Source organism: Microbispora sp. CL1-1 (genome assembly GCF_012034195.1).
Taxonomy (GTDB): Bacteria; Actinomycetota; Actinomycetes; order Streptosporangiales; family Streptosporangiaceae; genus Microbispora.
In genome coordinates, this window is sequence record NZ_JAATEK010000077.1 from 1 (window position 1) to 12,184 (window position 12,184).

Genomic DNA, 12,184 nt, shown 5'->3' on the forward strand with positions numbered 1-12,184 from the left:
GCGGTCCTCAACGCCCTCAACAACGCCGCACCCAACACCTCGCCCAGCCCCACCCCGCCCGTCAGCCCGAGCCCGAGCCCGACCCCGCCGGTCAGCCCGAGCCCCACTCCGCCGGTCAGCCCGTCGCCCGGCACCTCGCCGCAGCCCGGCAACGGATGCACCGCGACGATCAGTACGGTCAACAGCTGGCCCGACGGCTTCCAGTCCGAGGTCACGGTCCGCGCCGGCAGCTCGCCCGTCAACGGCTGGACCGTGCGGTGGACGTGGCCCGGCGGGCAGACCTTCAGCAACGTGTGGAACGGCACGCCGAGCGTGTCCGGCTCCTCGGTGACGGTCACCAACGCCTTCTACAACGGCTCCATCGCGGCCGGCTCGTCGACCACCTTCGGCTTCACCGCCAACGGCAGCGCGGCCACCCCGACCCTGACCTGCAGCGCCTCCTGATTCCTGGTCCCTGATTCCTGGCGAAACCGGATCCGGTTCGGACGATGTCCGGCCGGATCCGGTTCGCGTTGTGGCCCGCGCGCGTCCGCGGGTGGAGGAGCGGACGCAGGCGGCGGGATGATGGCCGTGATGGACGGGACGCTGCTGCTGCTGGACGTCGACGGGGTGCTCAACCCCGTGCGGCGCTCCTCGCCGCGTTTCCGCCGCTTCGAGTGCGTGGCGGACGGCGAGTGGTTCCGCCTGCTGCTCGATCCGCGGCACGGCGCCAAACTGACCGCCCTGATCCGGGAGACCGGCGCGACGCTGACCTGGGCGACGACCTGGGGCGAACGCGCGAACGCGGAGATCTGCCCCAGGATCGGGCTGCCCCCGCTGCCGGTGATCCCGATCGACGGCGACCCTCCCCGCCCGCCCGGCGTCAACCTCAAGACCTGGCACGTCGCCGAATATGTCCGGGGCCGGCCGTTCGTGTGGCTCGACGACGACCTCGGCCCGGCCGATCTGGAGTTCCTGGACGGCCATCCGGGGGTCGGCGAGTTCCTGGTCGTGGCCGTCGATCCACGGGATGGTCTGGGCGACGCCCACCTGGACGCGGCCCGCCGATGGCTGACCATGCGGAGGCCGTAAGCCTCCTGGTGAGACAGGGTGGGATCACAGGTGAGCAGGGGGCGGATTCTCAGGGATTTCCCCGGAAGCCCCGGTAGTGTCGCGGGCCATGACATGGCAGCGGAGGATCAACGGCGCACTCGTCAGGTTCACGGGAGTCCAGCTCACCCGGGTCCGGCCCGCAGCCCAGTCGTCGCCCGCGAGCCCCGCCCTGCCGGCGGCGCCGGAGGAGCTGGTGCGTCCTCCCGCCGACCCTCGCGCCGACCGCCTTCTGGTGGCGCCGGTGTTCATCATGTCGCCGGTGCGGTCGGGCTCCACCCTGCTGCGGTCGATCCTGAACGCCCACCCCGACCTGCACGCCCCGCACGAGCTGCACGTCAGGCGGCTGACCGTGGGGTTCGGCACGTCGCTGGCCCGCAAGGCCATGGAGGCGCTCGGCCACAACCAGGCCGACCTTGAGCACATGCTGTGGGACCGGGTGCTCCACCGCGAGCTGGTGCGGAGCGGCAAGCGGACCATCGTGGACAAGACCCCCGCCAACGCCTTCGCATACGCCCGGATCGCCGCCTGCTGGCCCGACGCCCGGTACATCTTCCTGCTGCGCCACCCCGCCTCGATCGCCGCCTCCTGGTATGAGGCCGACCCCGTCAAGCGCACCCGGGAGGAGGCCGCCGCCGACGCCCTGCGCTACATGAAGGCGGTGCAGCGGGCGCGGAAGGCGCTCACCGGCCTGACCGTGCGCTACGAGGACCTGACCGCCGAGCCGGAGAAGACCACCCGCGCCATCTGCGACTTCCTCCAGCTTGAGTGGGAGCCCGGCATGCTGGCGTACGGCGAGCAGAAGGTGGTGCAGAAGGGCCTGGGCGACTGGAGCGACAAGATCCGGTCGGGCACGGTGCAGCCGGGACGGGACCTGCCCGGGCCGGACGAGGTACCCGACCTGCTCAAACCCATCTGCCGCAGCTGGGGCTACCTCCCCGAGGAGGAGAGCCGATGAGAATCCGTTACATGCTCCTGCACGCCTACGGCATGGGCGGCACGATCCGCACCGTGGTCAACCAGGCGAACGCGATGGCGGCGCTCGGCCACGAGGTGGAGATCGTCAGCGTGGTGCGCCGCCGTGACGAGCCGCAGTTCCGGCTGCATCCCGACGTCGCGCTCACCACGCTGGTGGACCAGCGGACCGGCGTACGGGCCGACTCCCTCGGCCGGCGCGTGTGGCGGAGGCTGCGCGGCAAGCTCGTGCCGTACGGCGAGTTCGCCGCGGGCTACTTCACCGAGCGGGTCGAGAAGGCGGTCATCGACTACGTGTCCTCGGTGGACGACGGGATCCTCGTCACCACGCGCCCGGCGCTCAACCTCATCTCCGCGCGCCGTGCCTCCAAGAACGTCGTGCGGGTGGCGCAGGAGCACATGAACCTCGGCACCTACCCCGGCACGCTGCGCGAGGAGATGCTCCGGTACTACGGCGCGTTCGACGCGATCGCCGTGCTCACCCCCAGCGACCAGCGCGAGTACGAGCAGGCGCTGCCCGGCGCGCGGATCGTCCGCATCCCCAACGCGGTGCACTCGACGAACCAGACGCCGTCGCGGCAGGAGCATCCGGTCGTGGTCGCCGCCGGACGCCTGGTCAGGCAGAAGGGCTTCGACCTGCTGCTGCCGGCGTTCGCCCAGGTGGTGAAGGAACACCCGGAGTGGCGCCTGCGCGTCTTCGGCACCGGCCCGAGGAAGGCGGCCCTGCGGGGGCTGATCGGCGAGCACGGCCTGTCGGCGCACGTGACGTTGATGGGCCGGACCAACCGCCTCGACGACGAGCTCGCCCGGGCCTCCATCTATGCGCTGAGCAGCCGGTTCGAGGGCCTGCCGATGGTCATGATCGAGGCGATGACCCACGCGTTGCCGATCGTGGCCTTCGACTGCCCGACCGGCCCCGGCGACGTGCTCACCGACGGGACCGACGGCATCCTGGTGCCCTCCGGGGATGTGGACGCCCTCGCCGCGGCCATCAAGCGGCTCATCGCCGACCGCGACCTGCGGCTGCGCATGGGCGCCGCCGCGGCGGCCACCGCCAGGGAGTACGCCCCGGAGAACGTCATGCCCCAGTGGGAGAACCTGTTCACCGAGCTCCTGCTGGCGAAGTCGGGCAGCTCCGCGCGGGCGCGGCGCTGACCCGGCTCGCGCCGTCCCGCCGGCCCCGGCGCGGCACGCGAGCGCGACGAGACAGGACCGGCGCCGCGTAAGGAGATCGCGGTCGGTGAGGGACCTTGCCCGGCATGGTTAGAGATAAGGCCACGCCACGTTCACCTTGTGGTGGATTCACGCCCGTAACATCCCCGTCTTGGTAATCAGATACCCACCTGGGGGTTTTACATGGGTTCCTCCCGCAAGCGTCTGCTGCGGCTGCTTGTGCCTGCGACGACCGTGGCCACGGCGGCGGTCGCCGGCGCGGTCCTCAATCCCGCCCTGCCCGCGAACGCCGCCTCTCACCACCACGACGGCGGCCGGGCGCGCAGCGTGATCTTCATCAACGGCGACGGCATGTCCGCGGCTCATCGTGAGGCAGCGCGGCTGCACCTGGCCGGTCTCGACGGGCAGCTCGCCATGGACAAGCTCCCGGTCTCCGGGCAGCTGAGCACCAGCCCGCACGACCCCAAGACCGCCATCACCGACTCCGCCGCGGCGGCCACCGCCTGGGCGACGGGGACCAAGACCTACAACGGCGCCATCAGCGTCGACGCCAAGGGCAAGCCGCTGCCGATCCTGGGCAAGCAGGCCAAGGCGGCGGGCAAGTCCACCGGCCTCGTCACCACCGCTCAGGTGACCGACGCCAGCCCCGCCGCGTGGTTCTCCCAGACCGCCGACCGCGGCGCTCAGGACGAGATCGCGCGGCAGTACCTGGAGGTCAGCAAGCCGGACGTCATCCTCGGCGGCGGCGAGGACTGGTGGCTCCCTGCGGGCACGCCCGGCGCGTTCCCCGACAAGCCCGCCGAGGACCCCGACGAGGCCAGCAAGGGCACCAAGGGCAACCTGATCAAGAAGGCCGAGCGCGAGGGCTACCAGTACGTCTCCAGCGCCAAGGAGCTCGCCCGGGCCAAGCGCGGCAAGCTGCTGGGCCTGTTCAGCAACGAGGAGATGTTCCAGCAGCGGCCGGAGGGCCAGGGCGACATCTACTCCCCGGTCGTGGACCTGGCCACCATGACCAAGAAGGCCCTCGACACCCTCAGCACGAACAAGAAGGGCTTCTTCCCGTTCGTCGAGGAAGAGGGCATCGACGAGTTCGCCCACGAGAACAACGGCTCCCGCGTGCTCCAGGCCATGGCGTCCCTGGAGAAGGCCGTCAAGGTCGCCAAGGCGTACGTCGCCGCGCACCCCGACACGCTTCTCGTCATCACCGGTGACCACGACTGCGGCGGCCTCACCGTGGAGGACCCCTCAGACACCGAGGACGAGAGCGGCACCGGCCTGTCGACCGAGGACGGTCCGTTCAAGATCCACGGCAGCAACCTCACGTTCACGATGGACTGGACCACCACCGGGCACACCGGCGTGGACGTGCCGGTCACGGCCGAGGGTCCCCTGTCCAAGCTCTTCACCGGCAAGCACCCCAACACGTACGTGCACACGGTGCTTTCGAAGGTGCTGACCTCGCGTCACTAGACGCCGTTCGTCGTGCCGCCGCCCCTGCCGGCGGCGGTACGCGGATCGGCCAGGCCGCTTCTCCCCCGGCGGACCCCGCCTATTCGGACCCCGCCTGTTCGGACCCCGCCTGTTCGGACCCCGCCTATTCGGACCCCGCCTGTTCGGAAGCAGCCCAACCGGATCCTGCTCATCCCGGCCCGGGTCAGCCGGACCGTGCTCAGTCCGACGCGGCGCCGGTCAGCCGGTCGCCCAGGGAGCTGCGCCGATAGAGCACCTGCCGTCCGTCGCGGGCCCGGGTGACCAGGCCCGTGGCGTACAGCACGCGCAGGTGCTGGGACACGGCGCTCGGGGTCACCCGGAGCCGGCGGGCGATCTCGACGGTGGGCAGCGGCTCGCCGAGGAGGCCGAGCAGCCTCGTCCGCGGCGCACCGAGAAGCGACACGAGCGCGGCCTCGTCCGCGACGGGCGCCCGGTGCCACAGCGTCGCCACGCCACGGCTGGGATAGACCAGCGTCGGAGGCTCCTCCGGGAGGACCGGGGGCGCGGGCTTGTGCGCGAACACGGAGGGCACGAGCAGCAGGCCCCGGCCGGCCGCCGCGACACGGAAGCTGCTGATCATCTTGTCGATGTGCAGCACCCCGTCGTCCCAGCGCAGGTTCGGGTGCATGCCCGCGAACAGCAGCCGGGCGCCGCCCACGGCCAGCTGCCGCGCCCGATAGGTCATGTCGGCTTCCAGCACCAGCCGCATCTGCGGCCACATCGGCCGTACGGCGATCTCCCAGTAGCGCTCCAGGAGGTCGCAGATCGCGTCCCGGAGCCGTACGACCGGCGCGTCGCCGTCGGCGGCGGCGTCACGCAGCCGCTCGGGGAGCGGGGCAGGCGCGTGCGTGGCCGCCAGGTCGCGGCGTACCAGGCCGGGAGGGGTCCGGCGGACCACCGCCAGCTCCTCCGCGAATTCGGGGGCGAAGGTCGCCGGCCTCGGAGTCAGGAAGTCGGGGACGGTGAACCTCTCCGCCACCAGCGCCGTCAGCAGATCCGTGTCGAGCGTGCCGAGCCTGCCGAGCACGGACCTGCGCCACGGGAGCAGCGCCGCCGACAGCCCCGGGTCGCGCAGCACCCGCAGGCTGAGCACCGTCTCGGTCAGCGGCGAGAGGGCGAATCTCGTGTCGGCGAGGTCCTCGACCCCGAGCTCGAAACTGATCATTAAGCCCCACGCTACATCTGTTTGCGGCGAAAGGTCCGCAGTGTGGACTTCCGTCCGTGATCAACGCATTCCTCGAACGACCCACGGCGATCGACGCCGCCGGTGACACGACCCGGGCCCCGGCACGCAGACTCGCTCTCTGCTCCGGAGTGCCCCTGCGCCCGGCGGGACGGGTGGACGGATGGGAGCCGGGGCCTCGTCCCGCGCGTCGCGGACCGGGGGCCGGCGCATGAGCCGCCGCACGCTCGCGATCGTGACCCTCACCTGCGCGGTCGCCGTGGGCAACATCTACTTCCCGCAGGCGATCGCACCGCTCGTCGCCGCCGGGCTGCACCTGCCTCCCGACGCGGGCGCCCTGGTGGTGACCGCGACCCAGGCCGGTTACACGGCCGGGATCGTGCTGCTGGTGCCGCTCGGCGACCGCTTCCCGCACCGCCCCTTCCTCGTGACCCTGCTCGTGCTCACCGGTCTCGGCCTGCTCGCCGCGGGCTGCGCGCCGGCCCTGCCGCCGCTCGTCGCCGCTAGCGCCTTGGTCGGCCTCACCACCGTGGCCGCGCAGGTCGCCGGCCCGCTGGCGGCCGGTCTCGTGGCGGCCGACCGCCGGGGAGCGGTGATCGGCACACTGCTGAGCGGATCGACCGGCGGCATGCTGCTGGCCCGCACCTTCAGCGGAACCCTCGGCGAATGGCTGGGCTGGCGGGCGCCGTACCTCGTGGCCGCGGCCCTGGCGCTGCTCCTCGCCGCGAGCCTGGCCGTCACGGTGCCGCTCACGGCCGCGTCCACCCGCCGTCGTTATCCGGCGCTCCTGGCCGAACCGCTGCGCCTGCTGCGCGCCGAGCCCGAGCTGCGCCGCTCCTGCTTCTATCAGGCGGCCGTCTTCGCCGGGTTCTCCGCCGTCTGGACCTGCCTGGCCCTCCTGCTCACCGGCCCGGCGTACGGCCTGGGCGCCCAGGCCGTGGGGTTGCTCGCCCTGGTCGGCGCGGCGACGATGCTGTGCACCCCCGTCGCCGGCCGCATGGTGGACCGCGTGGGGCCCGATCCGGTGAACCTCGTCTGCATGCTGGGTGTCCTCGTCTCTGCGGCGGTCCTCGCCGCCGGGTCGCTCGGCGGCGCGGCGGGCCTGGCCGCGCTGACCCTCGGCACGCTGGTGCTCGACGTCGCGATGCAGTGTGGCATGGTCGCCAACCAGGCCCGGGTCTACGCCGTGCGTCCCGACGCCCGCGGCAGGCTCAACACCGCCTACATGACCTGCGCCTACCTCGGCGGCAGCGCGGGGTCCTGGCTCGGGGTCCGCGTCTGGAGCGTGGCCGGATGGCGGGGCGTGTGCGCGCTCCTCGCACTGCTCGCCGCGCTCGCCCTGACCCGCCACCTCCTGTCACTGCGCCGCCGCGCCACACCGCGGATCACCATGCCGAGCCGTACGGCGTCCGGCTGAGGGCGCGCGACGACGAGCGTCCCGCCACCCGCACCCTGCCGCCCGGGCCGTGGCAGTGGACCGACGACACGGAGATGGCCTGCCCTGTCTACCGGCTTCTGGCCGGCCGGGGCACGATCGACCAGGACGCACTGGCGGCTTCGTTCGCCGCGCACCACGACTTCGACCGCGGCTTCGGCGGACTGCCGCGCGACTGGCTACGCCGCACGGAACCGCTGCCCGGCTGGGCCGAGGTGCCGGCCGGTCTCCGCCCGGAGACGGCGGACTGGCCCTGGCCGCAGGGCAAGGACCTCTACGACGTGATCTCGGATCAGGTGAGGCGGCCGACGTAGGCGAGCGCCTGCTTGAGCAGCACGCCCTGGCCGCCGGTCATCTCCTGCTGCACGATCGGAGAGGCGGCCTCCTCGGGCGTGAACCACTCCAGGTCCAGCGCGTCCTGCCGGGGCCGGCAGTCTCCGCGCACCGGGACGATGTACGCCAGGGAGACCGCATGCTGGCGCGGATCGTGGAACGGCGTGACCCCAGGGGTGGGGAAGTACTCCGCCACCGTGAACGGCGTCGGCGAGACCGGCACGCTCGGCAGCGCGACCGGGCCGAGATCCTTCTCCAGGTGGCGCAGGAGCGCGTCGCGGATGCGCTCGTGGTAGTACACCCGCCCGGACACCAGCGCCCGGCTCACGGTGCCGTCGGCGCCGATCCGCAGCAGCAGGCCGACGCGGGTCACGGTGCCCGTGTCGTCCACGCGCACCGGCACGGCGTCCACGTACAGGATCGGCATCCGGCCCCGCACCGATTCGATCTCGTCGGGAGCGAGCCAGCCTGGCGTCGTTTCGGTCATTTCGGTCACGGCTCGATCGTACTTGCCCAGGCGGGGGGTGGTCCGCATCTCCGCGAGGTTCACGTCGGACCTCTACGACGTTCGCGGCGCGTCCGCGGGACGATCACCGTACCCTGCCCTGCAAGCGGGGAGCCGGAGACCGTCGGTGCGTGGATCGGGCCATGGCGGCCCCACGGCGTTTGGCCGGCACTTCCGAGACGAAAGGTCTGCTCATGGTCGAGATCCCCCGGGACTTGCCGATCTTCGAGCGTGACGCGGTTCGCATCGTGCTTCGCGACATCGACGACCGCATCCTGCTCTTCCACACGCACGAACCGACCGCGCCGGAGCTCGACCAGTGGTGGGAACTGCCCGGAGGCGGCATCGACGAGGGCGAGACCTACCGGGAAACCGCGGTGCGGGAACTGCGCGAGGAGACCGGCATCATCATCTCCCCCGAACAGGTCGGGCCGCCGAACTGGCGCCGTACCTCCACGTTCCGGCACCGCGACCGGCGGCATCTCCAGCATGAGGTCGTGGTCGAGGTGCGCCTTGACCACGCGGGCGACCTGATCGACGAGACCGGGCGCCTGGACTACGAGCGCGAGGACTACTTCGACTTCCGCTGGTGGCCGATCCCCGAGGTGGTGGCCAGCTCCGAACTGTTCTATCCCCGCAGTCTTCCCCGGTTGCTGACCGGCTTCCTGGCCGGGGAGAAGCTCAGCGAGCCGTTCGAACTCTGGTCGTGACCGCTTCTCTCCCTGATCGTCTTCTCTCCCTGAACGTGTTCTCTCCCTGAACGTGTTCTCTCCCTGAACGTCTTCTCTCCCTGAACGTCTTCTCTCCCTGAACGCCGCAACCGGGTCAGCCCGGCCCGCGCCGCCGGTGGTGCTCGCCATGCGGAGGGCCGAGCGGGCGGGCGAGGCGGGGATCCGGTTCGCGCCGCTCCAGCCAATGGGCGGTCGACAGGGTAGCTCGGTCGATCATGTCGGCCGTACCGCGGAAGTCGACGGGCAGCACCTCGACCGGGCACAGCGGCGGCAGCACGTGCAGGCGGGTCCGCCGCTTGTTATGCCTGATCGAGGCGCTGATGCGCTGCTCGCTCAGCAGGTTGTAGCCGTGCAGGGCCATGGCGATCGCCGTCGACGGCGCGGCCGGCAGGTGGCAGGAGAACCCGGGCGCCAGCAGGTACGCCTCGTCGGCCCCCGCGTCCACCGCGTAGTCCAGCGTGGTCAGATCGGCGACACCGCCGTCCATGAGCACGTGGTCGCCGATCGTCACGGTGGGATACAGGGCAGGGATCGCGGTGCTGGCCAGCAGGGCCGGCAACGCGGGCCCCCGCGAAAGGATCACCGGCCGCCCCGTCCGCACGTCCGCGGTCAGCACCTCCAGCGGAACCAGCGTCTCCTCCAGGGCGCGGATCGGCAGGATGCGTTCGAGGAACCGCCGCAGGGAGGAGTTCTCGAACAGGTAGTTGCGACGGCCCAGCAGCGCCGCGACCAGCGTGGCAGGGTTGAGCGGGAACGTGTAGTTGGGCACACCCAGCGCCTGCAGGGCTCCCCGGAGAGGATGAAGGGGAAGGTTTCCGGCCAGCGTACGGAGCACGTCGGGCCCGCTCACCGGATACACGTCGTGGCTGCTCACCGACAGCCACAGCCGCGCCAGTTCCTCCGCACCCGCGGCGTCGGGCCGCGCGGCGTAATAGGCGCCGTTGAGCGCCCCGATCGAGGCGCCCACCACCATGTCGGCGCGGATCCCGTGAGCGGTGAGCGCGCGGAGCATGCCGACCTGCGCGGCCCCCAGGCTGCCGCCTCCCCAAAGGATGAACGCCGTCGTCATCGGCCGCTTCCCCACGCTCCCCGGCCCCGGCTCCCCTTCCTACCCGGACGTCCCCGTTCCACCCGCCGTACGGAGGTGTGCGGGGTTACGTAAGACAAGGGATTTCGACCGCGCCCTTGTTTATCCTGCCGAGGCGATAGTCGAAAGGCAGGAATCCCCCATGGCCTATGCCGATCGGATCTCTCCCGTTCTCCGTGCCGCGTTCGAGCTTCTACGTGAAGCCGGACGGCCACTGCGGCCCGAAGAAGTTCGCAAGGAAGTCGAAAGCAGAGTGACGATTCCTGCGGAGCTCCGGGGGCCCAACGCCCACGGCCAGGCGCGGTGGTGGGCGCAACTGGGCTTTCGCACGGGCGAGGCCGCATCGATCGGCTGGATGACCAAGCGGAACGGCTGGGCGATCACCGAAGCGGGAATCCGCGCGCTCGATGACTTCGAGGGCACCGAACTCTATCGGGAATTGGTGCGCCAATACCGCGCGAGACGATTGCCGCCGAGGCCACATGACCGTCCCGGGACCACGCCTCCGCCTGATCCGATTCCTGCCGCCTTCGAGCAGTTTCAGCAGAACCTCCAGTATGCCCGCCAACTCGTGGACGGGGGCCGCAACCTGGAACGACTCGCGGTCGGCTCCTTCGACGTCACCGACCTCTACCGCGCGGCCTGGACCCAAGCCGTGGCGGCCCTCGACCACTGGGTCACACGCGAGATCGTCGACCGGGCCCTTGCTCTGGCCCTGAACCCGGAAGCGCGCCGTCCTCCCAAGTTCAGCAATCTGAGCATCCCCGTCGAGCTGTTCGAGAGGATTCACCATCACGACGAACCTCTCGGGGAGACCTTCGGCGCCCACCTGGAGAAGCATTTCTCCTTCATGACCTTTCAGAATCCAGAGAAGATCAAGGAAGGGTTCGCGTACGTCAGCACGGTGAACCTCTGGGTGAAGGTCGCCGAGGTCCTGACCGCACAGGACGCCAGGAGTCCGATCACCGCGGACGGCGTCCGTACGAGGCTACGGGAGATCGCCTGGCGCAGGAACAACATCGCCCACACCGCTGACCACGACCCGCAACGTCCCGGGCGGAAGGCCCCGATCACCGCCGCCGAGGCGGAGGCGACCATCGAGTGGCTCGAAGCAATGGCCATCGCCATTCAGCAAGCCCTCGGAGATCCCCTCCCTGCCATGACCCCCGACGCCGCGGATGAACTGCGAGCCGCCCCTGTGACCGCCGAGGCGGAACCGGCCACAGGCCCCCGGGGAAAGCGCAGGTGGGACGAGCCGAGCTTCCTCCAGGCCGTGGAGGAGTACTGCCCCGCCGGGGTGCGCGACACGCTGCTGGCCGTCTACCGTCACGCCGAGAGCCACCCGTCCTTCCACGAGTACTACTTCGGCGAAGGCGAGTACCCCTCGGTCACCGCATGGTTCAACCTCGGCTCCGACAAGGCCTCCGTGTGGAGCATCTATACAGGGCCGGCCAAGTCGGTCCTGGCCGTCAACTTCGGGTCCGTACGCAATCACGGCGCTTCACGAGAACGTATGACACGGCTCGCCGAGAGGCTCGGTGTCCTTCCGGGATCGGCCCGTCTCCGCGACCAGCTCGAATCCGCCGACTACGGCAAGTACCCGTCGCTCCAGCCGGATGCCCTCGCACGTCCGGAGGCCCGGGAGGTCATCATCACGGCGCTGAACGAGTTCCTGACCGGCGAAACGCCCCACTGACCATGCCGAACAGCAACAAACGGCAGGGCTGACAGCAGCGGGTGGTGGTCAACGCCACGGCATTCGCGGCGGCGCTGGCAGAAGAGATCGCTCCCGAGGACCGGGGCGGTGGTTGGCTGACGAGAAGCCCGGCGGCGAAAGGATTCGCCATGCCCGAGCACGGGGCGACGTACAACATCGCACGTGACAACGCCCGGGTCGGTGTCCAGGCCGGAGCCGTTCAGGGCGATGTTCGGCTCGGCGTGGAACCTGATCGGCCGGCCGACCTGGTGGAGGCGCTCGCCGGGTTCGGCTCTCAGCTCGGGCGCGCGTGGGAGGACGGTCGTCTCGCCGAGGACACCTACATCGCGGCTCGGGCGGAGCTCGGTGCGGCCGAGGAGGCCCTACAGACGGAGGCCCTGCAGACGGAGGCCCTGCAGACGGAGGCCCTGCAGGGCAAGGGCAGGCTGCCCCTGGCGCTCGAGAAGCTCCGCGGGTTGATCCGCG

General features: G+C 70.9%; 13 protein-coding genes. 10 read left to right on the forward strand and 3 right to left on the reverse strand.

Annotation, left to right across the window (positions count from 1 at the left end):
- The 5 genes from HCK04_RS39195 to HCK04_RS39215 all read left to right on the forward strand — a co-directional run.
- Window positions 1-444, forward strand: a 444-nt coding sequence (locus HCK04_RS39195) for a cellulose binding domain-containing protein (protein WP_185949115.1), incomplete at its 5' end; no start/stop codon positions are given.
- Between the two features lie 129 nt (window positions 445-573).
- Window positions 574-1,071 (forward strand): HAD domain-containing protein, encoded by a 498-nt coding sequence (locus tag HCK04_RS39200; protein ID WP_142652591.1) that lies wholly within the window; start codon window positions 574-576, stop codon window positions 1,069-1,071.
- Window positions 1,072-1,159: 88 nt separating this feature from the next.
- A complete protein-coding gene (locus HCK04_RS39205; RefSeq protein WP_142652592.1) occupies window positions 1,160-2,047 on the forward strand; it encodes a sulfotransferase in 888 nt (295 codons plus the stop codon).
- On the forward strand, window positions 2,044-3,219 hold the full coding sequence (locus HCK04_RS39210) for a glycosyltransferase family 4 protein (RefSeq protein ID WP_142652593.1): 1,176 nt from the start codon (window positions 2,044-2,046) through the stop codon (window positions 3,217-3,219). Before HCK04_RS39205 ends, HCK04_RS39210 begins: the two co-directional genes overlap by 4 nt.
- Window positions 3,220-3,420: 201 nt before the next feature.
- Complete coding sequence (locus tag HCK04_RS39215; RefSeq protein ID WP_142652594.1) at window positions 3,421-4,707, forward strand: alkaline phosphatase; 1,287 nt, start codon at window positions 3,421-3,423, stop codon at window positions 4,705-4,707.
- A gap of 199 nt (window positions 4,708-4,906) precedes the next feature.
- Here the strand turns inward: HCK04_RS39215 and HCK04_RS39220 are convergent, their stop codons facing one another.
- Entirely contained in the window at window positions 4,907-5,893 is a 987-nt protein-coding gene (locus HCK04_RS39220; protein ID WP_142652595.1) for a helix-turn-helix domain-containing protein, read from the reverse strand.
- A 229-nt stretch (window positions 5,894-6,122) separates the two neighbouring features.
- Between HCK04_RS39220 and HCK04_RS39225 the strand changes: the two genes are divergently transcribed.
- Together HCK04_RS39225 and HCK04_RS44515 are read left to right on the forward strand one after the other, a co-directional pair.
- Window positions 6,123-7,328, forward strand: coding sequence for an MFS transporter (locus HCK04_RS39225; RefSeq protein WP_142652596.1), 1,206 nt, complete (start codon window positions 6,123-6,125; stop codon window positions 7,326-7,328).
- Window positions 7,217-7,660 carry an ADP-ribosylglycohydrolase family protein gene (locus tag HCK04_RS44515; RefSeq protein ID WP_312845798.1) on the forward strand — a complete coding sequence of 148 codons (444 nt, stop codon included), beginning with the start codon at window positions 7,217-7,219 and terminating at the stop codon, window positions 7,658-7,660. The genes HCK04_RS39225 and HCK04_RS44515 overlap by 112 nt, the downstream gene beginning before the upstream one ends.
- On the opposite strand, the gene HCK04_RS39235 is transcribed toward HCK04_RS44515, so the two are convergent.
- A complete protein-coding gene (locus HCK04_RS39235; protein WP_244312778.1) occupies window positions 7,639-8,175 on the reverse strand; it encodes an NUDIX hydrolase family protein in 537 nt (178 codons plus the stop codon). The genes HCK04_RS44515 and HCK04_RS39235 overlap by 22 nt on opposite strands.
- A 203-nt stretch (window positions 8,176-8,378) precedes the next feature.
- On the opposite strand from HCK04_RS39235, the gene HCK04_RS39240 reads away from it, so the two are divergent.
- The gene (locus HCK04_RS39240) at window positions 8,379-8,894 is read left to right on the forward strand and encodes an NUDIX domain-containing protein (RefSeq protein WP_142652597.1); all 516 of its coding nucleotides are present in this window, start codon (window positions 8,379-8,381) and stop codon (window positions 8,892-8,894) included.
- A 115-nt stretch (window positions 8,895-9,009) separates the two neighbouring features.
- Here HCK04_RS39240 and HCK04_RS39245 read toward each other — a convergent pair whose 3' ends face one another.
- The gene (locus HCK04_RS39245) at window positions 9,010-9,984 is read right to left on the reverse strand and encodes a patatin-like phospholipase family protein (RefSeq protein WP_142652598.1); all 975 of its coding nucleotides are present in this window, start codon (window positions 9,982-9,984) and stop codon (window positions 9,010-9,012) included.
- Here HCK04_RS39245 and HCK04_RS39250 point away from each other — a divergent pair.
- Together HCK04_RS39250 and HCK04_RS39255 are read left to right on the forward strand one after the other, a co-directional pair.
- Window positions 9,968-11,698: a hypothetical protein gene (locus tag HCK04_RS39250; RefSeq protein WP_142652599.1), complete on the forward strand. Its 1,731-nt coding sequence runs from the start codon at window positions 9,968-9,970 to the stop codon at window positions 11,696-11,698. The genes HCK04_RS39245 and HCK04_RS39250 overlap by 17 nt on opposite strands.
- Window positions 11,699-11,847: 149 nt before the next feature.
- Window positions 11,848-12,184 (forward strand): hypothetical protein (locus HCK04_RS39255; RefSeq protein WP_205831259.1); only part of this gene is annotated, 337 nt, incomplete at its 3' end.

Coding starts and splice junctions, on each gene's coding strand:
- HCK04_RS39200 (WP_142652591.1), top strand. CDS start 574: ATGGACGGGACGCTGCTGCTGCTGGACGTCGACGGGGTGCTCAACCCC.
- HCK04_RS39205 (WP_142652592.1), top strand. CDS start 1,160: ATGACATGGCAGCGGAGGATCAACGGCGCACTCGTCAGGTTCACGGGA.
- HCK04_RS39210 (WP_142652593.1), top strand. CDS start 2,044: ATGAGAATCCGTTACATGCTCCTGCACGCCTACGGCATGGGCGGCACG.
- HCK04_RS39215 (WP_142652594.1), top strand. CDS start 3,421: ATGGGTTCCTCCCGCAAGCGTCTGCTGCGGCTGCTTGTGCCTGCGACG.
- HCK04_RS39220 (WP_142652595.1), bottom strand. CDS start 5,893: ATGATCAGTTTCGAGCTCGGGGTCGAGGACCTCGCCGACACGAGATTC.
- HCK04_RS39225 (WP_142652596.1), top strand. CDS start 6,123: ATGAGCCGCCGCACGCTCGCGATCGTGACCCTCACCTGCGCGGTCGCC.
- HCK04_RS39240 (WP_142652597.1), top strand. CDS start 8,379: ATGGTCGAGATCCCCCGGGACTTGCCGATCTTCGAGCGTGACGCGGTT.
- HCK04_RS39250 (WP_142652599.1), top strand. CDS start 9,968: ATGAACGCCGTCGTCATCGGCCGCTTCCCCACGCTCCCCGGCCCCGGC.
- HCK04_RS39245 (WP_142652598.1), bottom strand. CDS start 9,984: ATGACGACGGCGTTCATCCTTTGGGGAGGCGGCAGCCTGGGGGCCGCG.